This window comes from Acetobacter sp. A11-2, assembly GCF_040208445.1.
Lineage (GTDB): Bacteria > Pseudomonadota > Alphaproteobacteria > Acetobacterales > Acetobacteraceae > Acetobacter > Acetobacter oryzoeni.
Window position 1 is genome coordinate 908,499 of the sequence record NZ_CP157843.1, and the last position, 24,002, is coordinate 932,500.

General features: G+C 51.9%; 21 protein-coding genes (1 of these 21 only partly in view). 13 read left to right on the top strand and 8 right to left on the bottom strand.

The window, feature by feature from the left end; all coding sequences use genetic code 11:
- Positions 1 to 299: 299 nt before the first annotated feature.
- Both ABNV41_RS04495 and ABNV41_RS04500 read right to left on the bottom strand, forming a co-directional pair.
- On the bottom strand, positions 300 to 1,322 hold the full coding sequence (locus ABNV41_RS04495; protein ID WP_050818395.1) for an IS110 family transposase: 1,023 nt from the start codon (positions 1,320 to 1,322) through the stop codon (positions 300 to 302).
- A gap of 261 nt (positions 1,323 to 1,583) precedes the next feature.
- Positions 1,584 to 2,969 carry an IS1380-like element IS1380A family transposase gene (locus tag ABNV41_RS04500; RefSeq protein ID WP_014457499.1) on the bottom strand — a complete coding sequence of 462 codons (1,386 nt, stop codon included), beginning with the start codon at positions 2,967 to 2,969 and terminating at the stop codon, positions 1,584 to 1,586.
- 96 nt (positions 2,970 to 3,065) lie between these two features.
- Between ABNV41_RS04500 and ABNV41_RS04505 the strand changes: the two genes are divergently transcribed.
- Together ABNV41_RS04505 and ABNV41_RS04510 are read left to right on the top strand one after the other, a co-directional pair.
- On the top strand, positions 3,066 to 3,893 hold the full coding sequence (locus tag ABNV41_RS04505; RefSeq protein ID WP_349935040.1) for a transporter: 828 nt from the start codon (positions 3,066 to 3,068) through the stop codon (positions 3,891 to 3,893).
- 125 nt (positions 3,894 to 4,018) lie between these two features.
- The gene (locus ABNV41_RS04510; protein ID WP_349935041.1) at positions 4,019 to 4,987 is read left to right on the top strand and encodes a helix-turn-helix domain-containing protein; all 969 of its coding nucleotides are present in this window, start codon (positions 4,019 to 4,021) and stop codon (positions 4,985 to 4,987) included.
- A gap of 6 nt (positions 4,988 to 4,993) precedes the next feature.
- On the opposite strand, the gene ABNV41_RS04515 is transcribed toward ABNV41_RS04510, so the two are convergent.
- Entirely contained in the window at positions 4,994 to 6,928 is a 1,935-nt protein-coding gene (locus ABNV41_RS04515) for a hypothetical protein (protein ID WP_050819877.1), read from the bottom strand.
- A gap of 332 nt (positions 6,929 to 7,260) precedes the next feature.
- Here ABNV41_RS04515 and fumC point away from each other — a divergent pair, with 332 nt between their 5' ends.
- Positions 7,261 to 8,709 carry a class II fumarate hydratase gene (fumC, locus tag ABNV41_RS04520; protein WP_050819876.1) on the top strand — a complete coding sequence of 483 codons (1,449 nt, stop codon included), beginning with the start codon at positions 7,261 to 7,263 and terminating at the stop codon, positions 8,707 to 8,709.
- Between the two features lie 43 nt (positions 8,710 to 8,752).
- On the opposite strand, the gene ABNV41_RS04525 is transcribed toward fumC, so the two are convergent.
- Positions 8,753 to 9,289, bottom strand: a complete 537-nt coding sequence (locus ABNV41_RS04525; RefSeq protein ID WP_050819875.1) for a Dabb family protein — start codon at positions 9,287 to 9,289, stop codon at positions 8,753 to 8,755.
- Positions 9,290 to 9,459: 170 nt separating this feature from the next.
- On the opposite strand from ABNV41_RS04525, the gene cobG reads away from it, so the two are divergent.
- Genes cobG through cobJ form a run of 4 tightly spaced genes read left to right on the top strand, consistent with a single transcriptional unit; the run spans position 9,460 to position 12,789 of the window.
- Positions 9,460 to 10,692, top strand: a complete 1,233-nt coding sequence (gene cobG, locus ABNV41_RS04530; RefSeq protein WP_050820411.1) for a precorrin-3B synthase — start codon at positions 9,460 to 9,462, stop codon at positions 10,690 to 10,692.
- Positions 10,679 to 11,308 (top strand): precorrin-8X methylmutase, encoded by a 630-nt coding sequence (locus tag ABNV41_RS04535; RefSeq protein WP_003630816.1) that lies wholly within the window; start codon positions 10,679 to 10,681, stop codon positions 11,306 to 11,308. Before cobG ends, ABNV41_RS04535 begins: the two co-directional genes overlap by 14 nt.
- The gene (locus ABNV41_RS04540; RefSeq protein WP_050819874.1) at positions 11,309 to 12,034 is read left to right on the top strand and encodes a precorrin-2 C(20)-methyltransferase; all 726 of its coding nucleotides are present in this window, start codon (positions 11,309 to 11,311) and stop codon (positions 12,032 to 12,034) included. It abuts the gene before it with no gap.
- Positions 12,031 to 12,789: a precorrin-3B C(17)-methyltransferase gene (gene cobJ / locus ABNV41_RS04545; RefSeq protein ID WP_087652065.1), complete on the top strand. Its 759-nt coding sequence runs from the start codon at positions 12,031 to 12,033 to the stop codon at positions 12,787 to 12,789. The genes ABNV41_RS04540 and cobJ overlap by 4 nt, the downstream gene beginning before the upstream one ends.
- On the opposite strand, the gene ABNV41_RS04550 is transcribed toward cobJ, so the two are convergent.
- A complete protein-coding gene (locus ABNV41_RS04550; RefSeq protein WP_050819872.1) occupies positions 12,759 to 13,562 on the bottom strand; it encodes a cobalt-precorrin-6A reductase in 804 nt (267 codons plus the stop codon). The two genes, cobJ and ABNV41_RS04550, sit on opposite strands and share 31 nt — an antisense overlap.
- Positions 13,563 to 13,651: 89 nt before the next feature.
- On the opposite strand from ABNV41_RS04550, the gene cbiE reads away from it, so the two are divergent.
- From cbiE to cobM, 3 genes are read left to right on the top strand one after another with little or no spacing between them, the layout of a single operon-like run.
- Positions 13,652 to 14,896 carry a precorrin-6y C5,15-methyltransferase (decarboxylating) subunit CbiE gene (gene cbiE, locus ABNV41_RS04555; RefSeq protein WP_349935042.1) on the top strand — a complete coding sequence of 415 codons (1,245 nt, stop codon included), beginning with the start codon at positions 13,652 to 13,654 and terminating at the stop codon, positions 14,894 to 14,896.
- Positions 14,893 to 15,267: a cobalamin biosynthesis protein gene (locus ABNV41_RS04560; protein WP_050819870.1), complete on the top strand. Its 375-nt coding sequence runs from the start codon at positions 14,893 to 14,895 to the stop codon at positions 15,265 to 15,267. Before cbiE ends, ABNV41_RS04560 begins: the two co-directional genes overlap by 4 nt.
- Positions 15,268 to 16,026 carry a precorrin-4 C(11)-methyltransferase gene (gene cobM / locus ABNV41_RS04565; protein ID WP_050819869.1) on the top strand — a complete coding sequence of 253 codons (759 nt, stop codon included), beginning with the start codon at positions 15,268 to 15,270 and terminating at the stop codon, positions 16,024 to 16,026.
- 4 nt (positions 16,027 to 16,030) lie between these two features.
- Here the strand turns inward: cobM and ABNV41_RS04570 are convergent, their stop codons facing one another.
- From ABNV41_RS04570 to grxB, 3 genes are all read right to left on the bottom strand, one after another.
- Positions 16,031 to 17,104 carry a cobalt-precorrin-5B (C(1))-methyltransferase gene (locus ABNV41_RS04570; protein ID WP_050819868.1) on the bottom strand — a complete coding sequence of 358 codons (1,074 nt, stop codon included), beginning with the start codon at positions 17,102 to 17,104 and terminating at the stop codon, positions 16,031 to 16,033.
- A 101-nt stretch (positions 17,105 to 17,205) separates the two neighbouring features.
- Entirely contained in the window at positions 17,206 to 18,561 is a 1,356-nt protein-coding gene (locus ABNV41_RS04575; protein ID WP_050819867.1) for an MFS transporter, read from the bottom strand.
- A gap of 692 nt (positions 18,562 to 19,253) precedes the next feature.
- Positions 19,254 to 19,898, bottom strand: a complete 645-nt coding sequence (grxB, locus tag ABNV41_RS04580; protein WP_050819866.1) for a glutaredoxin 2 — start codon at positions 19,896 to 19,898, stop codon at positions 19,254 to 19,256.
- A 124-nt stretch (positions 19,899 to 20,022) separates the two neighbouring features.
- On the opposite strand from grxB, the gene tmpT reads away from it, so the two are divergent.
- The 3 genes from tmpT to ABNV41_RS04595 form a co-directional block, all read left to right on the top strand.
- Positions 20,023 to 20,664: a thiopurine S-methyltransferase gene (tmpT, locus tag ABNV41_RS04585; protein ID WP_050819865.1), complete on the top strand. Its 642-nt coding sequence runs from the start codon at positions 20,023 to 20,025 to the stop codon at positions 20,662 to 20,664.
- A 172-nt stretch (positions 20,665 to 20,836) separates the two neighbouring features.
- On the top strand, positions 20,837 to 22,093 hold the full coding sequence (locus ABNV41_RS04590; protein ID WP_050819864.1) for a dicarboxylate/amino acid:cation symporter: 1,257 nt from the start codon (positions 20,837 to 20,839) through the stop codon (positions 22,091 to 22,093).
- Positions 22,094 to 22,216: 123 nt separating this feature from the next.
- A protein-coding gene (locus tag ABNV41_RS04595; RefSeq protein WP_050819863.1) for an excinuclease ABC subunit UvrA crosses the window boundary here: on the top strand, positions 22,217 to 24,002 show its 5' portion. Its footprint extends 728 nt past the window's final position; the window shows 1,786 of its 2,514 coding nt (coding positions 1–1,786); its start codon is at positions 22,217 to 22,219; the stop codon falls past the right edge of the window.

Genomic DNA, 24,002 nt, shown 5'->3' on the forward strand with positions numbered 1-24,002 from the left:
TCATGCCTACTGTGATCGTCGCGGATTTCTTCTGTGGTTACCGTCCGTTATGCAAGAGTTTTCTGACCAATATTGACGTGTGATCGTGTGCGGTCTTCTGTAAGGCCTGTTGATGTGGCCTTTCAGAAGCCACTGGCCGGTATGGTGATCAGCGGATCAGATCCAAATCTCACAGGCGTGCTTTAAAGCACAGAGAAATCCACTGGTTTTTCCGATCCGGATCAAACGATCATGCGCCCATTCAGGTCATCGCCCTCTCACACCCCTACCGGTTCCATCCGCGGGAGCCGAGCCATCGCTCAGGCTGCCAGGGACAGGGCCGGATCCCGATAATCCTCCTGTTTTGTTGCCATGGCCCAGATGGCTCGTGCCATCCTGTTGGCCAGCGCAATGGCTACCAGCATACGGGGCTTGCGGGCCAGCATCCGTGCCAGCCAGCTTCCCGGTGCAGGGGCCTTACGGCTGGCCCAGTTCACCTGGGTCATGGCGCCCATGATGAGAAGCCTGCGGATATCAGCCTGCCCGGCTTTTGATATCTTCCCCAGCCTTTCCTTTCCGCCAGATGAGAACTGACGGGGCACCAGCCCCAGCCACGCAGCAAAGTCGCGCCCGCGCCGGAAGCTCTGCAGGTCAGGCGCAAAAGCTTCAATCGCAAGAGCGGTCAGAGGACCCACTCCAGGCATGCTCTGCAATCTGCAGGTGTTTTCACTTTCCTGGGCAAGCATCCTGATCTTCTTTGTTCTGACATCAATCCGCACACTCTGCTCCGAAATCTGTCGCAGCAGATCAAGGCATTCCTGCTTCACAGCCTCTGGCAGAACCGCCTCATCCAGCATGGTTTCAATGTGTCTGATATGCGCAATCCCCTGTGGCACGACGAGACCGAATTCATACAGAACGGCACGCAGGGCATTCACCAGTTCCGTGCGCTGGTGCACCAGACGCTGCCGGGCCCGGAAAAGAACGCCACGCGCCTGCTGCGCTTCAGTGCGTGGTTCGACAAAGCGCATTTCCGGCTGCCGGGCCGCAATGACGATCGCTTCCGCATCAGCAGCATCGTTCTTCTGGCGCTTCACGAAAGGCTTCACATACTGCGGAGCGATCAGTCTGACCTCGTGACCAGCTCCTGCCAGTTCGCGAGCCCAGTAATGCGCGCTCCCGCACGCTTCAAGAACGACCAGAGCAGGCGGCTGCGTGGCCATGAACTGCATAAACTGCTGACGACGCAGCTTTTTGCGAAACATCACCTCGCCCGCACGCGAAGCTCCATGAACCTGGAAAATGTTCTTTGCCAGATCAACGCCTATCACTGTATCCTTCATCTGCCGTCCTTTCGCGCAGTCGTTTCTTCCAACGACCATTCTGGCACATTGCGATGCCGTGCGGGGAGGACGGCAACCACCCCATCTCACACTTGAGGCAATTTCGGGTCATTTTGTAGAATTCAGTCATCCCACAGGAGCCCGATCTGGAATATTGACGATATTCTGCTTCTGGCGGCGGGTTCTGAACGCAGTGAGGGTGTCACGGCCTGAGAAGGCAGTGTTGGTGGAAGCTATGTGGTCTGTGCACTGTCTGTTTCTTCAGATGGCCTGCCGGAGCCTTCGCAATCGTGCATGAGCGAGGGCGAATTCATGCTGACAGGGGAACATGTCCGGCATGGACAGGACAATCCGACGGACGCTGAGCGTTACACGTGTCGCGATTTTGAGCAGCCGTGCGCGTATGGTGCCACAGGTCGCCGTCTCCAGGCTGGTCTGGCCAAGGGCCAGTCTTTGCAGAGCGGTCAGCAGGACATAGGCTGCGGCCGAGAACCACAGCCGGAGCTGGTTGGCCCGGATGGTGTGGGACGAGGTCCTGTCTGAGAACAGATCCATCTGGCATTCCTTGATGCGGTTTTCCATATCCCCGCGTGCGCAGTAAATCTGTTCGTAGAGATGGCGGGGGTCGGACATTCCCTGCGGTAGGGTGGTGACAATAAAGCGATGATAGCGGTTGCCGTGGCGCCATTCGGCCTTGGCCACCACCCGCCTGCGGCGCGTCCAGCTGTCCTTTGTGATCCAGTCAAAGGAGGCGAAACCGCGCGCCGCTCTGCCTGTCGTGGCGGCTTCGTCACGAACCTCAGCGGACAAAGAGGCAATCCGGTCATACAGGCGGGTGTTGCCTGCAAGCCCGAACAGGAAGTCAACGTGGTTGTCTTCGCACCATGTCATCAGACTGTCCCGGGCGAAACCGCTGTCCCCACGCACCAGGATACGCACCCGGGGCCAGCGGTTCCTAATCTGCTCCACGATCCGGCTGATGTCTGCCAGTGCTTCCTTCCCCGGGTCCCGGTCTGCCGTGCGCAGGGTGGCGCTCAGGAGATGGTCTCCGCAGAAGATGTATAACGGCAGATAGCAGTTATGGCCGTAATACCCATGAAAGGCCCGGCCTTCCTGATGGCCATGGATACGGTCATCGGTGGCATCCACATCCAGAACGATCCGGGCGGGTGCGCGCTCATGCTGGTCCATGAAGAGCGTCACGAACAGGGTAGCCAGGGCCTCATGATCAGCAATGATGCGGCAGTAACGATCTGCCTTGTGGCCACTGCGCTCCAACCGGTTCAGCGTGGATTTTCCTGCCAGTGCTGCGCAGTTTGCCCGGCCTCCTGACAGACGGCCCGAGGCCAGACCAAAGATCAGGTCATGCCGCAGGGCATCGTGATCATTGAGATCTTCATAGCCCAGTGCCAGGCCCATGATCCGCTGACGGACAAGGTCTTCAACCCGGTATTCCACAAAGCCGGGATGCCGCTTATCGCGAAAACAGGCAGCAAAGCGGCGGCTGAGACCCAGAATGTCATCAGCCTGCTTCACCAGAATGACGCCCCCATCCGAACTCATGCGACCCCCGTCAAAACGGGCCACAACACGCCGTCCACAGGAGGCTGGAAATTCATACGCGCCTGCGCTACACTCTGTCTGCATCGGGTTTTCTTATAGCTTACGAAAATTTCTTTTACACAAAATAGACTTTTTCATAATCTAACCCGATGTACAACTCTTCTGTGAGATTTCCGCGTCGTGTGTCACGTAGTTCCTGCGCGAGCTGCGGATATCACGTTGGGCATTATTGGCCCCCATGAATATGACCTTCCTGTAGATTTCAAGCCGTTTAACGTGCTTGTGCAGTATGGCGATGGAAACGCCGCAGGCCATAGCTATGGCAGTGGCGGACAGCGTACGCCAACCGGTGGCAGCCACACATGGTCGGGTATGACAAAATATGTGCATTTCCGTAGTTTTGAAGCCATCCCTCATGTCGGGTTTGCTTTTGAGCTGATCCAGACAGAAAGCTACAAACTGGCAGATGGCACAAATTACGGTGGGTTAGGGCCAACTATTGTTGGGCCAGCTGCATGGTTTAAGCCTAATAAGCACAGTACTTTTGGCATACAGACCTTTATGCAAACGCCATATGGCACAAGAGATGCAACATCCACGAATTATTGGTCAAATATATCCAGTTTAATATTTGATTATGAATGGAAGCATTTCAGTTTTGATGGTGATGCCGGTACGGTTGTTGGTTCTACAAAGCACCAAAAAGACCAGCATAGTTATTCACCTGGCGTAGTATTTTACACCAACCTGCGCTTTAGCTGGAAAGCGACCAAGAAGTTTGAGCCATTTCTTGCGTTTGACTGGCAGAATGTTACTGGAACGCGCGATAACACGCTCCGCCAGTATCTGGATAATTCTAACAGCCGCGAAATAGCTCTGGGGCCGGGGCTTATGTACAATATTAACCAGCACTTTTCGCTAACAGCCCGCTACTCGCACTCTCTTGAAGGGCGCAATACACCAGAAACCAATGCTTATTACATAAAGTTCGTTTACCTTTGGCAGTAGGTTTTATTGTTAAATAACGAAAACTTTACTTTGTTCAAGCAGGTAAAAAATAAAATACACAACATGCCTATGAGAGTTATGTTTTTTATGTATAAGAGGAAGGCAACGTTAGGAAAGTCTTTAATATGTCCTTGTCGGATATGGCAGAGCCCCCCGCGATGAATACATGGCCTTTTTCTCAACGCACTGATTCTAAATCAGAAAGTCCAGAAGAAACAGTCCAGAAATCATGGATACGTTGCGAGACATCCTACCAGCTAGATCCTTCCCAAAAATGGAAGGCAGACGTGTTGTGTGGGGCAGAGTTTCGGCATGTCAGTAGCCGGTCCGCATTGCTTTTGCGTCAAGCTTCAGAAGAAATGCAGCACCTTTTTACTTTGGTGCAAGGCTTGGGCCTTATGGTGTTGCTGGCTGACCCCAACGCCATGATTTTGGCACGTTGTGCGGATGAAACGCACCTTTCTGTTTGTCGGCGTCTTAATCTGCGTGAAGGTGCGATCTGGAACGAAGCTATTGCAGGCACAAATGGTATTGGCACTTGCGTAGAGGATAGATGCCCAATCTTTCTGGGGCGTGGTGCGCATTGGCGCTTTTGTTTTTCCTTGCTGATCAGTTATGCCGTGCCGATATTTGATGCACAGGGGCGGGTAGCAGGGGCTCTCAACCTTGCTTCTATGAACGGCAAAACAGAAAAACCAATTGATAAATTGCTTATGGAAACACTTGCCCAGTCTGGTCGGCGTATTGAAGAACAGCTTTTCCGTAATAGTTATGCAGGGCAAAAAATCCTGACATTAGGTTCTGTAAGAGGGTGCTCAGCGCCTTTGGTTTCTATTAACGACCAAGGGGAAATTACGGGTGCAACATATGCTGCGCGTGAATGGATGGGCTGGACAGATCAAACCATTGCGCAACATCCCAACCTGCTAACCGAGCTGGAAGAGGGTTCGGAAATAAGTTTCCAGAAGGCAGAAGAAAATGTTATCCGCTCTGCTTTGGCTGTTTCTCAGGGGAACGTCACGCAGGCAGCTCGTGGTTTGGGAATTAGCCGTGCAACGCTTTACCGCAAAATGAAGAGCTTTGGTATTAACTAAAGCCCTTTACTGGAACGGGAAGTAGCGGAAAGTTACATATACTGTGTTGCCCGATGTGGCAGGATCTACACTATTGCCATGCCCGTCATTCCCTTTAAAGGCGAATTTACGCACAAAAGTATATTGCAAGCCTGCCATCATGCTTCCGTAACGGCCTTGTAAAAAATGCCACCAGCCGCCAGCGGTAAAGGAGGCAAGGGTGTGTGTTTGAGCACTACATACCCCAAATTCTACATCGCATCCGGCCAGATCCAGATCGTTTACGCCATAACCATATTGCTTGCCATCTGCGCCAATATAACGTTTGCGGCCAGAGGCTTCTACACCCCCATAAGTGTAAAGCAGCACGGAAGAATTGGGGTGCCCCACCAAGCCGAGTGATCCCATAATTTCTGGAACAGGCGTAAGCTGCCCACGGCCATTAAAGGTTGTATCTGGTATCTGGGTTGGCCCATAGCGCCCAATACCATCACCTGCCAGCACATCACCGGTAAGGTGTAGGCGGTTTGTGCCCAAGGGAGCTGTCATGCCTGCACCTACGCCACCGCCAAAATGAGTATGTTTTTTGGTTGTTGTTGCACCAGGTTCCACCGCAAGGGAACGGAACCAACGTGCAAGACCGAATACTTCATAATGTCCGAAGGATGTATCTGCTGCGGCCTTCAAAATCATGTCGGGCACAGGGTTGTAGGAGTAATTTGTGGCCGCGTTTAGCAGCATCCCCCCGGTATTGGCATAGTAAACACGAGCACCGTCTGCTTGCCCACGCGCAGCGGGAATGGTGCTGCCAGAACTAATGGTGGAAGAAAAGCCAACAGTAGCCTGAGGGTCTTCAATAGAGAGACCCAGCCAGTATTTCTGGTTCCAGTCTTTGCCAATTCGGATTTGTGGCACGCGTGTAAAAACAATGCCCGGCAACTGGTTGTTATCCGTAACAGCGGGCAGTTCTTCTTGGCGGGGAATAATGCCTTTGGCGTAGTTTGTGGCCAGGCTCCATGCTTGCCCCATCAGGATATGCAAGCCCCAATCTTTTTGGGTGAATGTAAAGTAACCTTGCCGCAAGCGTGGCGTATAGCCGTTAATCTGCACGCTGTTAGTTGTGCTGCCAGAACCCGCAAAATCACTTTCAACATAAGCCTGTAAACGGGAGGATTTGCTTGGGTTGGCTTCCATCAAAATAGATAGGCGGCTGAGCTGGGCAGAAAGTCGTTCTTCAGACAGCCCGTGGTTGGGGCTGTTAGCGTAAGGAAAATTGCCCCAGCCCGTTGCAGGGCCGCTTGTCATGTTCGAACTACGCCAGATGTTGGACATATCTATAAAACCGCCAAGTTTTACAGATATGCCACCAATACTAAAAATAGGCGGCAGTCTATCAACTTCTGTTTGTGTAATAGCCGTTGGGCTGGAAGATGAGAGGTCGATTGAGGAATGGCTTTTTTCGTCCGCATCTGCGCCAGCGGTTGCATCGGATCCAGAGGCTCCGGGTAGCCATTTAAAGCCTAGCCCACCTTTGGCTGTGCCCCCATGTGTATCGGCGGCTGTTTTAACTGGGCCTTCATCTGGAGAGAACCGAATGGAAGGATCTTCTCGGTCTGCTTGGTTTGCGTAAGCTGTGGCAAGCTTATTGCCAGTATGCGGGGCAGAAGGTGAGGGCGTGTTGCGGGCAACATTATGCGTGGGGGCGGAGGGGCCTGCATGCCGCTTGGCCTGACGGGATTCAATAGCTTCTACCTGCGCGGCCAACCGGCGCATTTCCGCCTTGATGGCTGCCAGTTCCTGCGCATCATCTGCCAGAGCGGGGGCAGAAAGCAGCATAGTGCAGGTAAAAACGCCCCCTGTCAGTAACAGTTTTCTCATATTTTCCACGGTATGTGCACGTTGAATGCTGTACCATTTCACGATGAAATTATTTGCATGATAATTGTTTGTGTAATCATGCATTGAGCCAAGTCCATGAGGGCGCAAAACGTCACGCCCTTTTGAATGATATAAACAAAGCGTGTAGAATAAACGTTTGGCTATAGCAAGTCTATGAAGAGGCCAAATTCATAGCAGAAATGCATCCCGGTTTTTCTGGTGCTTACTTCAGTAAAAAATCATCAAAATACAAATATAAGTAAATTTTAAAAAACTTATAAATATCTGATTGAAAATTATAATCGTCTAAATGTGATGGTCGTGGCCTCATTTTTAGGCGCGGAAGAGGTCTATGCTGCTCAAACCAGAAAGCTGGCGGAACGTAACGCAACGGGCCAGCAGGGAGGTAATGTATTATGAGCAATAATCCGCAAATTCGTTTTTGCCCCGTAGGTATTCAGGCCACAGGTGTTCGGCAGGAACGAGACTCAATGGGCGCTATAGATGTTCCGGCAGATAAATACTGGGGCGCACAAACTCAGCGTAGTCTGGTGCACTTTTCCATTGGTACAGAGCGTATGCCTCTTCCACTTTACCATGCTTACGGCATTGTCAAAAAAGCAGCTGCATTGGTGAATGCAGCAGAAGGGCGTATGCCGCAATGGAAGGCGGATCTGATAGCCACGGTTGCAGATGAAGTGACCGCGGGTAAGCTGGATGCACATTTTCCACTGTTTGTCTGGCAGACAGGGTCTGGCACCCAAACAAATATGAATGTGAATGAGGTTATTGCAAACCGTGCCATTCAACTTGTAGGCGGCAAAATTGGCTCCAAAACGCCTGTTCACCCCAATGATGATGTGAATATGGGCCAATCCAGCAACGATTCATTTCCTACGGCCATGCATGTTGTGACATTGCTGGAAATTGAAAATCGACTTTTGCCCAGTGTAGAAAAGCTTATAGAAGCCTTGCGCCAGAAGGCTGAGCAATGGATGGACGTTGTCAAAATTGGCCGTACCCATTTGCAGGATGCAGTGCCTTTAACAGTAGGGCAGGAGTGGTCTGGCTGGGTGCAGATGCTTGAAGATGCACTTTGCGGCCTGCGTAAAGATCGTAAAGCTTTGTTCGAACTTGCAGCTGGGGGCACTGCTGTGGGCACGGGGCTGAATGCACCGGCAGGTTTTAGTAAGGCTATAGCTGCACGTATAGTAGAACTAACAAAACAGCCCTTTGTTACGGCACCTAACAAGTTTGCCGCGTTAAGTGGGTTGGATGCCATGGCCAGAACATCTGCAGGTTTGCGGGGCTTGGCTGTGCCATTGCTGAAAATTGCCAATGATATGCGCTGGCTGGCTTCCGGCCCTCGTTGTGGGTTGGGTGAATTGCACCTGCCGGAAAATGAACCCGGATCTTCCATCATGCCCGGCAAGGTGAACCCAACCCAATGTGAGGCAATGGTGATGATTGCCACGCAGGTGCTGGGCAATGATAACACGATTGCTTTTGCGGCCAGTCAGGGCCAGTTGGATCTGAATGTTATGCGGCCGGTCATACTGGCCAACTGTCTTGCCAGTATCCGTATTCTGGCAGATGGCTGTCATAATTTCCGCATTTTCTCTGTAGAAGGCACACAACTGAACGAAAAGCGCCTCAAGCAGAATGTGGGCGGGTCCGTTATGCTTGTTACGGCATTGGCTCCTGTCATTGGGTATGACAAAGCTGCAGAAATTGCGCACATTGCCATGGAGCATGATCTTTCCCTTAAGGATGCAGCCTTGAAATCCGGCTACGTAGATGCCGCCACCTTCGATAAGGTGGTGAACCCACTTGATATGGTGGGGGAAGGCGTTGCTGGCGCCTGAATACTGAAGAGTTTAGAGTGTGGGGAGAGTTCTTCTCTCCCCTTTATTTTACGGTAAAATCAAAAACGACCACATTCGCTAGAAATGGTGCGGCAAACTTTTTGAACGCATCATGCGCGGGGTCAAAACAGCCACTCGTATGTACAATAGGGCGGCCGACATAGTAATTACGATCACCTTCTGAGCGGAAGGTCACAAGGTATCCGTAATCCAGCCCTAGATCAGCATTTTCCCCACTGTTTTGTGGCCCAGCCTCCAAGCTGGCAACAACGGGTGCGCCGTTCGGACGGCGTGAATGTGTTGCCAGTTCCAGAAAGCGACGTGTCACTTCCTGCTTTTCTGCGGCAGTTGCCGTGGGGCGGAATTGAAACATAACCATGTGGCGCACAGTGCCCGGGCGAAAATCTGGTGCAGTAAAGCGCTGTTCACCTATCTGCTTTACCAGCGCGTGCGTGGCCTGTGCGGCAGGATCGAGCACTGTCTCACGCGCACTGGCATGCGTAGGATAAGGGGTTGATACAGAAAAAAACAAACTGGCTATCAAGCCCAAACGGATGGGGGAAGTGGATATCATACTCATCTGTATTTCATACCACAGATTACAGTTAAGAGCCGTAAAACCACGCTGTGCTTTGAAACGGAATAGGCAAGCATGCCCGGCTTTTTGACAAGCAGGGCTTGTGTTGCGTAACAGGGCGGCCGTGAAGAAAGATTTTGCATCCGCCGCAACCAGAAAAGGAGGCAGATAGCGTGACACAGCGTTTTACGCCACCAGAGGTTAAAGGGTGGTGTCCGGGCTTGTTTGCCCCCATGCAGGCCAAAGATGGTTGGCTGGTGCGGGTAAGGCCTGCCTTTGGTCGGATAACTGCGGCGCAGGCCGTTTTTCTGGCGCAGATTGCAGAGCGTGAAGGCAATGGGCTGATCTGCCTTACCAACCGCGCCAGTCTGCAATTACGTGGATTTTCTCACGCTAATGCTCTGCGTTTTCCCGAACTGGCTGTTCTGGCAGGTTTGGGTATGGCCAATCCTGAGCATGAAAAACGCTTGGCATTATTGGCATCTCCCTTGGCGGGGTGTGATCCTTCATGCGCTCCAGATACATTGGAATGCACCACAGCTTTGCGAGCAGCTTTGTGTCATGCCAACATCCTTTCTGCATTGCCAGATAAGTTCGGTTTTGCCGTAGATGGTGGGGGGGTGTTTAATGTCGGGCTGCTAAAGGCTGATATTATGCTGCAGGGCACTGGGGCAGGGTTCTGGTCTGTTGTATGTGGCAATCAGAAAAGCAAGCCTGCATCTGTTCAGGCTGCTGTTGAATTGGCTATCAAACTGGCTCAGGCTTTTATCACTATTCCCAAAAGTAAACGGCCTGCACGATATCCAGAAACGGGTAAAATGCTCTTTCAGGCCGTTAATGAGTTAGGTGATCCGGTAGAAGTTCCGGCGGCAGATGCGCCTGATTCAGCTTTGTTGGCGGGTAAAATAGGACAAGCTTTATATGCCCTCAATGCGCCACTAGGCATTTTAACATCTGCCATGCTGCGAAGTTGTGCCAATCACGCACGAAATGGAGATGGCATTCTGCGGCTTACGCCGTGGCACAGCATTATTCTGCATGGTCTGTCATACCCGCCACATGTGGCGGGTATGGTGGATACAAGCACCAATCCTATTTTGCGGGTTTCTGCCTGTATGGGCAATGCAGGGTGCGCACAGGCAGAAGGTGAAACCCAAGCTCTGGCAAAAAAACTGGCGCATGGTTTGAAGGCAGAGGAAAGCTTGCATGTATCGGGGTGCAGTAAAGGTTGTGCGCACCCTGCAAAAGCAAGCTGGACAGTGGTTGCCGCCCAAAATGGCTACGGGCTTATCTGTAATGGCACGGCATCGGGGCCTGTCATGCGATTTTTTCCGGATGACAGAGCAGTCGAAGACTATTTTATAGGCACCAAGCCACAGGAAAGGATAATGAATGGCCGCGTATGAGTATATCAAGGATGGAGCAGCTATTTACGAACGCTCCTTCGCGACCATTCGGGCGGAAGCTGATCTTTCTGCCTTTACGCCAGAAGAAGCGCAGGTTGTTGTGCGCATTATTCATGCCTGTGGCATGGTGGAAATGGCGCAATCTGTCAGCATGACAGCAGATTTTGTTACAGCTGCCCGCACAGCCCTGAAAAAAGGCTGCAATATTTTGTGTGATTCCGAAATGGTAGCACACGGGGTAACGCGGGCGCGTTTGCCTGCTGATAATGCGGTTGTTTGCACGCTGCGTGATAGCCGCACGCCAGAACTGGCCCGCCAGATTGGCAACACCCGCTCAGCTGCCGCGCTAGATTTGTGGGGTGAAAAGCTGGCAGGTGCAGTAGTCGCCATTGGCAATGCGCCAACAGCATTATTCCATTTGCTGGAAATGCTGGATGCAGGGGCACCGTATCCGGCAGCTATCATTGGGCTGCCTGTAGGTTTTGTGGGGGCCATGGAATCCAAGGAAGCTCTTTCCCTCCGTAAGGATGTGCCTTGGCTTGTGGTGCGTGGCCGCCCGGGGGGAAGTGCCATGGCTGCTGCTGCTGTAAATGCTCTGGCTTGTGAGCGTGAATAAATGACACGCGGCACATTGCAGGTTGTTGGCGTAGGGCCGGGTGATCCGGAACTCATGACTGTTCGGGCAGTCCGGCTGGTGCAGGCGGCAAAGGTGGTGGCGTATTTCTGCCGGCATGACAGGCCGGGTCATGCGCGCACCATTGCACGTGCGCATATTGCCCCGGATGCTGAGGAATTGCGGCTGGAATATCCATTTACAACAGAAATCTCTGTTGCCAATCCAGCATATCATGGGGGCATGGGGCAGTTTTATGATGAATGCGCACATAATCTGGCGCAGCGGTTAGATAAAGGGCAGGACGTTGTTCTGTTATGTGAGGGCGATCCCTTCCTTTACGGCTCGGCCATGTATCTTTTTGATCGGCTGAAAGCTGGTTTTGAAACCGAGGTTGTGCCCGGCATTATGGCCATGAATGGGTGCTGGACACAGGCGCATCTGCCCATAACGCATGGAGATGACGTGTTGTGCGTTCTTCCCGCCACGTTGCCAGAAGAAAAACTGACCAATTGGCTAGAGCAGGCAGATGCCGCAGTTATCATGAAAACAGGCCGTAACATGCCGCAGGTTAAGCGGGCGCTGGAAAAAGCAGGCCGTTTGTCAGATGCCGTATATGTTGAACGCGGCACGCAAGAAAATACCCGTATGTGTGCTTTGCAGGAGCAGGAAGATAGCGTGCCTTATTTCTCGCTGGTTTTGCTGCCAGGTCGAAAAGGTGTGAGATGAAGGGCAGTGTTACCATTGTAGGGTTGGGGCCGGGTAACAGCCTTCAGCGTACCCCGCAGGCAGATCAGGCCTTGGCTAAAGCAACAGATCTGGTTGGATATGGTCCGTATGTAAACCGGGTAGAAGCCCCTCCGCATGTTGTTCGTCATGCCTCAGATAACAGGGTGGAGCTGGATCGTGCCCGGCATGCTTTGGAAATGGCAGAGCAGGGGCGGCATGTGGCTGTTGTTTCTGGTGGAGATGCCGGCGTGTTTGGCATGGCTAGCGCTGTATTTGAGGCATTGGAGCAAGGGCCGGATAAATGGCGCGCGCTGGATATCAGCGTTGTTCCCGGCCTGAGTGCTGTTTTGGCAGCGGCGGCGCGGTTAGGAGCCCCCTTGGGTGGGGATTTCTGCGTAATGTCTCTTTCAGATAATCTCAAGCCTTGGGATGTGGTGCTTGAACGTTTGCGGCTGGCAGCACAAGCAGGCTTTGTGATTGCGCTGTATAATCCACGCTCTCATGCCCGTCCGTGGCAGTTGGGGGAGGCATTGGAGCATTTGCGGGGTGTTTTACCCTCCACTATTCCCGTTGCTTTTGCACGCGCCATAGGGCGGCCCGATGAGGCAGTAAGGCTTTCTACTCTACAGGATGCCAATGCCGAATGGGCCGATATGAGCACATTGGTGCTGATAGGCTGCAAAGCCAGCCGTTTGGTGGATCGGCCCAATGGTGAACCGTGGTTCTACACTTTACGGCGGGTTGATGCTGCCTGATGCGCCTGTAACCATGCCATGGCGTGCTGGGCCGTTTCTACTGTAGGGATGTTTGGGCAAGCCGCTGGGCGATCAATCATCAGGACGGGAATATGCAGCAGGCGTGCAGCCTCCAGCTTGGGGTATGTTGCACTGCCGCCAGAGTTTTTTGAAACCAGAAGTGTGATGCCATGATCCTGCATCAGCTTGGCTTCATTCTGCACGTCAAAAGGACCGCGATCCAGCAGGATGGTTGCGTGCAGAGGTAAGGAAGCAGGATCTGGCGCATCAATAGAGCGGATGAGATAATGATGCTGTGGCGCAATTTTAAACGGCGCCAACTCCTTACGGCCTGTTGTTAAAAAAATACGCTGTGGTGCCGTGTTCCATTTTTGGGAATTGGCTAATAGATTGGCCGCTTCTGCCAGATTGGCGGTATGGAGCCATGTATCGCCCAGCATTTCCTGCCAGCCCGATCGTTCCAAACGCAACAAAGGTATTTGCGTAGCGGCACAGGCCGTGGCGGCATGTTGGCTCATGGTGGCTGCAAAAGGGTGAGTGGCATCTATTACGGCGTTGATGGCGTGAGTTTTTAGCCACGTGCTCAGCCCATCAGTGCCACCAAATCCGCCAATCCGCACGGATAACGTGGGCAAATGCGGCTGCTTGGTTACCCCGGCAAGGGAAAGCGTGGCACTGATAGAAGGCTCCTGTTCCAGATAACGGCACAAAGCAGAGGCTTCCGTAGTGCCTCCCAGAACAAGAACGTGAAAATTATTGGAAGATGAAGGCATTAGGCACAAGCTTTACAGCATGAAAAACAAAAGTGTTGTAAAAGCCGAGGCCGTTGCCGCGCAAGTATGTGCCAAAAAGGAATGGATGAATGACCGAGCAGCCCCAGCATGCGCCACAAACACCGTGGTTAACCCTGATCGGGATTGGGGAAGATGGTGTAGAAGGTCTTTCTCCCGTTGCACGCGCCATTCTTGCACAAGCCGATTTTGTGGTGGGGGGTGCGCGCCATCTGGAACTAGCAGCCCCATTGATGCAAGGAAAAACACTTGCATGGCCCACGCCTTTTGAGCGCGGAATAGATGCCATTCTTGCCCGGAAGGGTTTACCTACAGTGGTTCTGGCATCTGGTAACCCATTCTTTTTTGGGGTGGGGAGCACATTGGCGCGTTCTATCCCTCCGCAGGAAATGCTGTGCTTACCGGCGCCATCTTCTGTGGCCTTGGCATGTAGTCGGCTTGGATGGGCAGAGCAGGATTGCCGGGTGGTATCCTTATGTGGCCGGCCCATAGAGCAGCTTTATCCAGCTTTGCAGCCATCTGGCCGCGTTATTGTACTGTCTGCGGATGAAAATACGCCGCATGTTTTGGCTAACTGGCTTGTTGGTAAAGGATTGGGTGCTACGCGCTGCCATGTGCTGGAACGGCTGGGTGGCCTACATGAAGCTGTACACAGTTTTTATGCCCATGAAGGTGCGCCAGATAAGCTCCAGCGGCTTAATCTGATCGCGCTGGAGATGGATGCTCAAAGCGCTTCCCACACTTTGCCACTAACCAACGGGCTGCCCGATACGTGCTTCGAACATGATGGTCAGCTTACAAAGCGAGAAATTCGTGCGGTTACGCTGTCATCCCTAGCACCGCGGGCAGGCGAATTGTTGTGGGATATTGGCGGAGGAGCTGGTTCCATCAGTATTGAATGGATGTTGGCCTCTCCTTCCTGCCGTGCTGTGTGTATTGAAGCGCAGCCAGAAAGAGTTGCACGCATTGTACGTAATGCGGCGGCTCTTGGTGTGCCGGGGTTAGATGTAAGGCAAACCCGAGCGCCAGAAGGCATGGAAGATTTGCCAAAGCCCGATGCCATTTTTATTGGCGGTGGAGCAAGCCGTGCAGGCGTGTTGGAAACCGCATGGCAGGCTCTTAAACCCGGTGGGCGCATTGTGGTGAATGCCGTGGTGGCTGAAACAGAAGCCCGATTGCTGCGTGCCATGCAGGAATGGGGGGGAACGCTTACGCGTATCTCTGTATCCCGGTTAGAAACAATAGGGTCTCTTCATGGTTTCCGCCCCGCCATGCCGGTAACACAGTGGGTTGCTCAGAAACCCGAGGCCTCATGATATTTCTAGGCTTGGGCTGGAACAGCAGAGCGACCTTAACGCACGCTCAGGCATGTATTGCACTCGCCTTGGCACAACAGTCTGGCAAAGAATTGTCTGCCCTTGCTGTTCCTGCCTTTCGGCATACGGAAAACCTGCCTTTACAGGTGGCAAAATGGCTGGGCACCCGAATTGTTTGGGTAGAGCTTGCCGCCATGCAGCAGGTTAATGCCCAATGCCAGACAGTATCAGCCCGTAGCATGCAGCATACCGGGGTAGCCTCTGTATCTGAGGCTTGTGCATTGGTTGCGGCTGGCCCACAGGGCAAACTTATTGTACCGCGTTGCAGCATGAGTGGTGTGACATGCGCCGTGGCAGAAGGAGACATTTGAATGACCGTGCATTTTATTGGGGCAGGCCCCGGAGCGGCTGATCTACTCACCATACGTGGGAGAGACATTTTGGCATCCTGCCCGGTCTGTTTATATGCGGGGTCTATTGTGCCGCCGGAAATGCTGCAATTTTGCCCGCTAGATGCGCGCAAGGTTGATACAGCCCCCATGACATTGGATGAAATTGAAGCTGAATACGTAAAAGCTCATCAGCAGGGGCAGGATGTGGCGCGGCTGCATTCGGGGGATCTGTCTGTTTACAGCGCTGTGGCTGAGCAGATCCGCCGTTTGGAAAAACACGGTATTCCGTGGAGCATGACGCCGGGGGTGCCAGCATTTGCAGCGGCAGCTTCCATACTGGGGCAGGAATTCACCGTTCCGGGTGTTGCACAAAGCGTGGTGCTTACGCGCGTAAACGGGCGGGCTTCCGCCATGCCAGAAAAAGAAACGCTGGCAGCTTTTGGCGCTACAGGCGCTACACTAGCCATTCATCTGGCAGTGCATGCGCTGGATAGAATTGTAGAAGAGTTGACGCCATTTTATGGGGCCGATTGTCCGGTTGCTATTGTTGCACGAGCCACATGGCCAGATCAGCTTGTGCTGCGCGGAACGCTTGCCAATATTGCAGACAAGCTGAAAGAAAACCCCATTGAGCGCACAGCTCTTGTGATTGTTGGCCGGGTATTGGGAGATAAGGATTTTAGAGAAAGCGCTCTGTATAATCCTGATTATCGGCGGCGCTTTCGCGGGCAGGACTAAGCTTTCAGGCTTGCCCAACCAGATTGCCTGCACGGTCAAATACCAGCACATCGGCTTGTATAGGGGCGGGGTGTAGAACGTCCTTAACTGTTTGTAAGGCGGAGCGGGCAATCAGGTATCCTAACGGAAAACCCTGTTGGCTTGCGTGCAAAAAGGCTTCAGCCACTGTGGGGCTGCGCGCAATTGTGTCTGACAGATCGGGTTTTCCGTTATGTGCCAGAACAAGCTCGGCCAACTGGCGCATGTCTGCAGGGCCTCGTTTGGAATGCAGGTCCATAAAGCCTTGGCCCAGCTTGGTCATTTTTGCGATGCCGCCAGATATTGTAAGGCGCGGGACAGGATGTTTGCGAAGGTATTTTAACAGGCCGCCAGCAAAGTCCCCCATTTCAATCAGCGCACTATCTGGCAGGTTATAGAACTTCTGCACACCTTTTTCGGAAACATTACCGGTGCTTCCTGCCAAGTGTGTAAGGCCTTCAGCGCGCGCAACATCCACACCCCGATGGATGCTCTCAATCCATGCTGAGCATGAAAAAGGCACCACAATGCCAGTTGTGCCCAGAATGGACAGGCCGCCCAGAATGCCTAGCCGACTGTTTAATGTGCGTTCAGCCAGTTTTTCTCCATTTTCGACGCTGATAATCACTTCTGCATCTGGGCAGATACCTGCATTTGCTTCGGTTAAAGCTGTACGGATCATGGCGCGTGGGGTGGGGTTTATGGCAGGTTCTCCCACCGCTATGGGTAAGCCAGGGCGGGTAACCGTACCCACACCGGGGCCAGCCTGAAACACAATCCCACAACCCGCGGGCAAGGTTTTTACCGTTGCACGGATAAGTGCTCCGTGCGTGATATCCGGGTCATCCCCGGCATCTTTAATAACTTCCGCAAACGGTGCATCTGGCGCGCCACCGGTGCGGGCAATGGCAAACCCAACTTGTTGGCCAGCGGGAAGGGTGATGTTCACGTATGCTGGGGCTGAATGACCGTTTAGTATAAGCCATGCGGCCTTTGCTGCGGCTGTTGCGCAGCTACCTGTTGTCCAGCCGCGCCGGAGGGGATGAGAGTTGGGTGCCATGCGGCATGATGTAATTCATCTGCGTGTTGCAGAACATAAAAAAAGCCCCATCCACGTTTGGATGGGGCCTTTGTCAGCTTTGCATATAAAGCAGAACAGCTTCAGGATTGTTTGCTGAGGGAAAGTTCTTCAGCAATATCACCACGGGCCGCAGCCGCACGCTTCTGCTTCTCCCGTTCGGAGATTTTTTTCAGATAGCGGCGAGCTTCGGGTGAGATGGTCAGGCACATGGTCATCAGGGCAGAGGCTACGTACAGACCAGAGAAGATCCAGATAATGCCTTCAACGCCGCGCCAGGATTCAAACCACGTTACAATGGCCGGACCAACCCATGTGCTGGCGCCAGCACCCAAGCCAAGAGCGGAAAGAGCGGCAGCTTTTTCCTTCGGGCAAATCTGGGGCACCAAACCGGACAGAGGCACAAAAGCAGCCAAAGATGCGCCGTACAAAGCCCCCACAATAGCGGCAATCATAAAATTGCCGGGGAACATCTGCGGCACATAATAGAAGGCAGGCACCATAATGGCTGCACCAATGCCACCACCAAAAGCCACAACTTCACGATGACCGAATTTGTCTGCTGAAATACCGGAAAACAGATTTACCAGAATGTTGGACAGGAACACGATGGACAGTAGCTGCAACCACTGAGAAAGCGTAAAGCCAACAACCTTGGTAAAGAAGGTCGGCATGATCACCAGAAAGGCATATTCGGATGACGTGTTGATGGTACGCACCACCATGGCCACAAACGTTTTGGGTTCGCGCCACAGAATGCTGATGGAACTAAAGAAGATTTCCTTGGCCGGAGTGCCGGGGGCAGCCAGACGCTGAGAACCTGTAGGTTCACGCGTAAGCAGCAGAGCCAGCAGGCCACCAAAGACAACCATACCCAGAGAAGACCAGAAAGTGGCCATTTCCCCAATAACGGGAATGGCGAAGCTGGCGAACAGAGACCCCAAGGTAGGCAAGCCACCAGAAAAGGCAAACCAGAACCAACCTGCAGCAGAACCTAGCTGACGAGGAGGGGTGGCAGCAGCAATCCAGACCAGAAAGCCGTAAGTGAACAGCGGATACCCTAAACCACGCAGGGAATATGCCAGCAGCATGATGGGGTAGCTGTTAACGGCAACACCGCAGGCCAGAAAGATAACTTCAAAAACGGCCCAGATGGCCAGACCGATCCACATGACGCGCTTGGGGCCCCATAGATCAGACAGCGGGCCAGAAAGCCAGGCGGAGATGGAAACGGTCACACCGTAAATAGTAAACAAAAGCGCGGTGTTGCCGGCTGATGTACCATGTGCTTCCAGATAGGGAGCAAGGTAACCAGCTTCTACACCATCACCAATCATAAAGAACAGAAGCCCCACAAAGCCCCAGAACAGAGGCGCGGGAATTCCAAGACGATCTGCAAACGATGCAGGCGGAGGCGACAGAGGGTCTGTCTGTTTCAAGGGGAGATACTCCTCTTTACACAGGCAACCGTCATTTTGACGGGATATTCCACCGAAGTGCGGAATATGCTGGCTGACTGCAATTCTCCGGGTGATGCCAAATGGCCGTTCACTCCGGAATCTTGTGGAAAAATACGGTTCGGGAGAAGTCCGCGCCTGAATGGTGGAAGCCAATAGGGGCTTCTAACCATAAAAGCCTCAGGACATGAGTCTGAGGGAAAAAGAGCGCAGCGGGTCTGCGGCACTATGCGATAGCTGGATGTATCTGCTTGCCTGATGGGGGAAAAGAAGGAATCTGAGAGTAAACTGATTATGGTTTTATATTATTGCAATAATATAAAACATGCACCCATCTAAAGACCACAAGAAAACGAAACCATTTGATGATGTGGAAGAATTAAAATTCTAAAGGAAAGGTCTCTCCTTATGCCGGTTGTCATAACATTGCCTTAATAATATTTTCTGATAAAATTTTCAACGGAAAAGTTTTACAATATATTATTTTGTATCAATTATAATATATGAAAATAAATATATAATTTTACAATAAAAACAAAATTACTTTTTAAAAAACAGGATTTATAAAACAATTACTGATGTATTATTTTTTGGTATTTATTTATATACAAACTTTTCCTGTGTTTCTGATTGTTAATTCTCAGAAAATGCAACTCAGGAAAAGTTTTTTATAATCAGACCGCTACAGAATCCAGCAAAGGAATGCCCGAGCGCTTGGAAAGAGCCTGCCTATAGTTCTCTACCGCAGCAGGGTAAGTAAGCCCTTTGATGATGGAAAAACTATGCAAGTGCGCAAACAGATGGATATCATCATAAGAAAGCGGCCCCTGAAGCGCAGAGGGTTCAGGCAGGAGAGAGGCTAAATCTTCCAACAACGCGTTTAAAGGAAGAAGGGCTTCTGTGCCTTCATTGAAAATCTTGCAGAATGGGCCAGTTGAAGCCTCTTTTTTGCGGATAAAGTATGCCCGCCCGGATGTGGTGGAAAATTCCGGAAAAGGAGCCGCTGCCGCGCGAGGAAGGAATTGCCTATACAGCAGAGAGCTTGAACGGCTGATCCAATCAGAAATTTCTGGCCGAGCGGGAACAGTAAGAAGAGGTGTTCCTTCACGGTCTATATGCGCAATAATATCCAGGCTTTCCCCCATATAGTGCCCGTTTTCTTCCAGAATGGGCAGCATTTTCTGACCGATCATGCCAATAGGCGTTGCTTCATCATCATTTTGAAGAACAACAAGCTCAACAGGAATGTTTTTGAGGCCAAAAATCATTCTGGCTTTAATGCAGAATGGGCAATGATCATAAACATAAAGTTTACGCATGAGAGACAACTTTCTGATACAGAGTGTAAGACTGAATGTCCTGCAAAAACAGGATGTTTGTTTTATTGTTTACGCATGAAGCATAAACATGGTTTGAATAATTTTGTAGTAGGAAGAGGCCAAAATGGATGCGCAATTCTGGAACATGAAATGGCAGAAAAACCAAATTGGCTTTCATCTTCCTGCAGTTAATCCACTTCTGGTTAAATATTTTCCTGTTCTGGAGCTTAAAGAGGGCGCGCGTGTTTTTGTGCCGTTATGTGGCAAAACGCTGGATATTCACTGGCTCTTACAACGCGGGATGAATGTGGTTGGGGTAGAGCTTAGCCAGATTGCCGTAGAGCAGCTTTTTTCCGAACTTGCTCTAACGCCGCAAATAACCGATGTGGTACCCAATATGCAGTGTTTTCAGGCAAAAAACCTCACTATATTTGTAGGCGATATTTTTGCGCTCTCTCGGGCGTTGGTGGGGAGTGTGCAGGCTATTTATGATCGGGCTGCTCTGGTTGCTTTGCCGCCTGCCATGCGTGCAACTTACGCAGAGCACCTGATGGATATTTCAGACAAAGCGGAGCAACTCCTTGTTACCTTGGAGTATGATCAATCTTGTATAGCGGGGCCACCGTTTAGCGTAACCCAGCAGGAGATTCAGCGGTATTACGGGGCAGAATATGCCATAAGCTGTTTGGAAAATACTTCCGTAACTGGCGGTTTAAAAGGTGGTGTGCCCGCTACGGAGAATGTATGGTTTTTGAAACCTGAATAGTCCGTATCAGGCATTTACCAAAAATTAAGTAGGTAATCGTTTATGTTGATAAGTAAAAGATACGGTTAAGAAATAATTTTGCTTGTTTTACAGCTTTGACCTCTTGCGTCTTCTTCCCTATATGAGCCTTCTTTTTGACAAGTTTCATGCTCCAGAGGGAGAAGAATGACAGATGGCAGCGGTTGCTTCACCCACTAATACCAAACGGCGCACCTACGCTATCCTAATTGCCCTTGTGCTAGGCATTTTATGCGGGCTGGCGGTGCATGATCTGTTTCCGGCCTATATTTCGGCTGCGCATCAGGTGGCAACCCTGTTAACGGGGCTTTTCCTGCGGCTTATCCGCATGATTATTGCGCCGTTGGTATTTGCAACATTGGTAAGCGGCATTGGCAAGCTGGGGGATGATACCTTGGTGGTGCGCGTGGGTGGGCGCGTTTTGCTATGGTTTATCTCCATGTCCTTTATCTCGCTGCTTATTGGCTTGTTTGCCGCCAATATTCTTCAGCCGGGTTATGGATTTTCAGCACCCTTGCCGTCTGATATTTCATCCCTGAAGCATCCTTTTGAACCAGTTGAGTTTCTGCTGCACGTTGTGCCAACCAGCGTCATGGATGCCATGGCACGCAACGATATCCTGCAGATTGTGGTGTTCTCGGTTCTGTTTGGCGTGGCCTTGCCCGCAGCGGGCAAGGCAGGTGAGACCATGCTGAAGTGGACGGAAGAACTCGCCCACATCATGCTGCGTATGACAGACATGGTCATGGTGCTGGCACCTTTGGCCGTGTTTGGCTCCATTATGGGCACTGTGGCGCAAAGCGGTGCGGGCATGTTGCTGCATTTTGGCCGGTTTTTGGCAGAATTTTACGGCACCATTTTTGTGCAGTGGGGTGTTCTTACTGTTATTGCTTTTCTGGTTCTGGGGCGCAGCATTAAAAGGCTGGTGGGTGAACTGGTGCAGCCGGTGCTGCTGGGTTTTGCTACGGCAAGCAGTGAGTCCGTTTACCCATTGCTGCTGGAAAAGCTGGAGAATTTTGGCGTACCCACCCGGATCAGTGGCTTTGTGCTGCCATTGGGTTACAGCTTCAATATGGATGGCTCCATTCTGTTTCAGTCTTTCGGAGCCATTTTTATTGCGCAGGCTTACGGCATTCATATGCCGTGGTCTCAGCAGTTTCTGATGCTGCTGGTTATGATGCTCAGCAGTAAGGGTATTGCTGGTGTGCCACGTGCATCGCTTGTTACGCTTGTAGCCGTTCTGCCTCAGTTCGGCCTGCCAGAGGCGGGTATCGCGCTTATTCTGGGTATTGATCATTTTCTGGATATGATGCGCACAGCGACCAACGTGCTGGGCAACGGCTATGCCGCTGCAATCTCGGCCAAATGGGAAGGTGCGCTTTCTGATGGGCCAACAGAGGATACTCTGTAAGCTTCATTTTAAGTTAATCAGGTGCTCTTGTTATCCGTGCCAAATGTCAGAAAGCGGCACATGCAGGGCACCTATTCTTTTTTCCATACCACAGGGCAGAAATAGGGGGCGTATAATGCCCCCATGAAAACACAACCTTCTGCCAGTAACCCTGCCGATATGATTTGCGTCCGCGGGGCACGTGAACACAATCTGAAAAACGTTTCTGTTTCTGTGCCGCGTGACAAGTTTGTTGTGATGACTGGCGTTTCAGGGTCAGGCAAATCCTCACTGGCATTTGGCACAATTTACGCAGAAGCCCAGCGTCGGTATCTGGAATCTGTTTCTCCTTATGCGCGTCGGCTGTTTAATCAGATGCCGGTACCGGTTGTGGATGCCATAGAAGGCCTACCCCCAGCCGTTGCCTTGCAGCAGCAGCGCGGGGGCAGCAGTAGTCGGTCTTCTGTCGGAAGCCTCACAACACTCTCAAACCTCTTGCGGATGCTGTATTCGCGGGCAGGCACATATCCTGCTGGCATGAGCCGCTTAGAGGCAGAAGATTTCTCGTCCAATACGCCAATGGGTGCATGCCCACGTTGCCATGGGCTCGGGCGCATTTACGATGTCACAGAAAAAACATTGGTGCCGGATGATACGCTGAGTATCAGGCAACGGGCTGTTGCGGCATGGCCAACGGCGTGGCAGGGCCAAAACTTACGGGATATCCTGATCACGCGTGGCGTGAATGTAGATATTCCGTGGAAAGACCTGACCAAGGCCACGCGGGATTGGATCCTTTATACAAAGGAAACTCCAACAGAGCCCGTTTATCTCGGCCGCACGCATGAGCAAGTGCTAGAGGCCATAAAGCATGGTGTTCCTGCAGATTATAACGGTACATTCACCGGTGCGCGTCAGTATGTGCTAAACACCTTTGCCAAATCGCAAAGTGCTAAAATGCGGGCGCGGGCTGCATCATTCATGGTTAGCAGCGTGTGCCCAGAGTGTCATGGTCAGAAGCTCAAGGCTGAAGCCCTTCAGGTGCTGTTTGCAGGGCGCAATATTGCTGAACTTTCAGCGCTTCCACTCAAGAACATTACAGCCATTTTGCAAGAGCAAAGCCAGCAACTTAAAAAACAGACAGATGCCACTGGCCTTGCAGCTTACGGCATTGTGGAAGCATTGATAGAGCGGCTGCAAACGCTATTGGAATTGGGGTTGGGCTACCTTCAGCTCAGCCGTGGCGTGCAAACACTTTCTCCCGGTGAATATCAACGCCTGCGGTTGGGAACCCAAATTCGTTCCAACCTGTTTGGCGTGCTGTATGTGCTAGATGAGCCAAGCTCTGGCTTGCACCCATGTGATACGCAAGCCTTGCTTAAGGCGCTGCATGGGTTGTTGGATGCTGGCAATTCGCTCTTGGTGGTGGAACATAATTGTCAGGTTATCCGTCATGCAGAATGGCTGGTGGATGTTGGGCCAGATGCTGGCGAAAAGGGTGGCGAAATCCTATACAGTGGCCCGTTGGATGGGCTGAAGTCTGTTTCTCGTTCTCGCACACGGCCTTATATTTTTGATGAGATTAAGTGCGGGCAGACGGTGCCTCTCAAGCCTAAAGAGTGGCTTTGCCTGAAAAACATTAACTGGAACAATCTACGCAACGTTACGCTTGATCTGCCCTTAGGTGTCATGACGGTCGTGACCGGCATTTCCGGGTCCGGTAAATCCAGCTTAACTGGTCAGGCATTGGTCAGTATTGTTTCCAAGGCGCTTGGGCAGAAAGAGCCTGTTGAGCAACCAGAGGCAGACGATAACGATATTCCAGAAGTTGCAGAAAGCGCTGAACCAGCAGGGCAGGTGGTGAGCGGATTGCAAAACATCCGGCGCCTCGTAGTGGTGGATCAAAAGCCTATTGGGCGCACACCACGGT

Coding starts and splice junctions, on each gene's coding strand:
- ABNV41_RS04495 (WP_050818395.1), bottom strand. CDS start 1,322: ATGAAGGATACAGTGATAGGCGTTGATCTGGCAAAGAACATTTTCCAG.
- ABNV41_RS04500 (WP_014457499.1), bottom strand. CDS start 2,969: ATGCAGACAGAGTGTAGCGCAGGCGCGTATGAATTTCCAGCCTCCTGT.
- ABNV41_RS04510 (WP_349935041.1), top strand. CDS start 4,019: ATGTCCTTGTCGGATATGGCAGAGCCCCCCGCGATGAATACATGGCCT.
- ABNV41_RS04515 (WP_050819877.1), bottom strand. CDS start 6,928: ATGCATGATTACACAAACAATTATCATGCAAATAATTTCATCGTGAAA.
- fumC (WP_050819876.1), top strand. CDS start 7,261: ATGAGCAATAATCCGCAAATTCGTTTTTGCCCCGTAGGTATTCAGGCC.
- ABNV41_RS04525 (WP_050819875.1), bottom strand. CDS start 9,289: ATGAGTATGATATCCACTTCCCCCATCCGTTTGGGCTTGATAGCCAGT.
- ABNV41_RS04535 (WP_003630816.1), top strand. CDS start 10,679: ATGGCCGCGTATGAGTATATCAAGGATGGAGCAGCTATTTACGAACGC.
- ABNV41_RS04540 (WP_050819874.1), top strand. CDS start 11,309: ATGACACGCGGCACATTGCAGGTTGTTGGCGTAGGGCCGGGTGATCCG.
- cobJ (WP_087652065.1), top strand. CDS start 12,031: ATGAAGGGCAGTGTTACCATTGTAGGGTTGGGGCCGGGTAACAGCCTT.
- ABNV41_RS04550 (WP_050819872.1), bottom strand. CDS start 13,562: ATGCCTTCATCTTCCAATAATTTTCACGTTCTTGTTCTGGGAGGCACT.
- cbiE (WP_349935042.1), top strand. CDS start 13,652: ATGACCGAGCAGCCCCAGCATGCGCCACAAACACCGTGGTTAACCCTG.
- ABNV41_RS04560 (WP_050819870.1), top strand. CDS start 14,893: ATGATATTTCTAGGCTTGGGCTGGAACAGCAGAGCGACCTTAACGCAC.
- cobM (WP_050819869.1), top strand. CDS start 15,268: ATGACCGTGCATTTTATTGGGGCAGGCCCCGGAGCGGCTGATCTACTC.
- ABNV41_RS04570 (WP_050819868.1), bottom strand. CDS start 17,104: ATGGCACCCAACTCTCATCCCCTCCGGCGCGGCTGGACAACAGGTAGC.
- grxB (WP_050819866.1), bottom strand. CDS start 19,898: ATGCGTAAACTTTATGTTTATGATCATTGCCCATTCTGCATTAAAGCC.
- tmpT (WP_050819865.1), top strand. CDS start 20,023: ATGGATGCGCAATTCTGGAACATGAAATGGCAGAAAAACCAAATTGGC.
- ABNV41_RS04590 (WP_050819864.1), top strand. CDS start 20,837: ATGGCAGCGGTTGCTTCACCCACTAATACCAAACGGCGCACCTACGCT.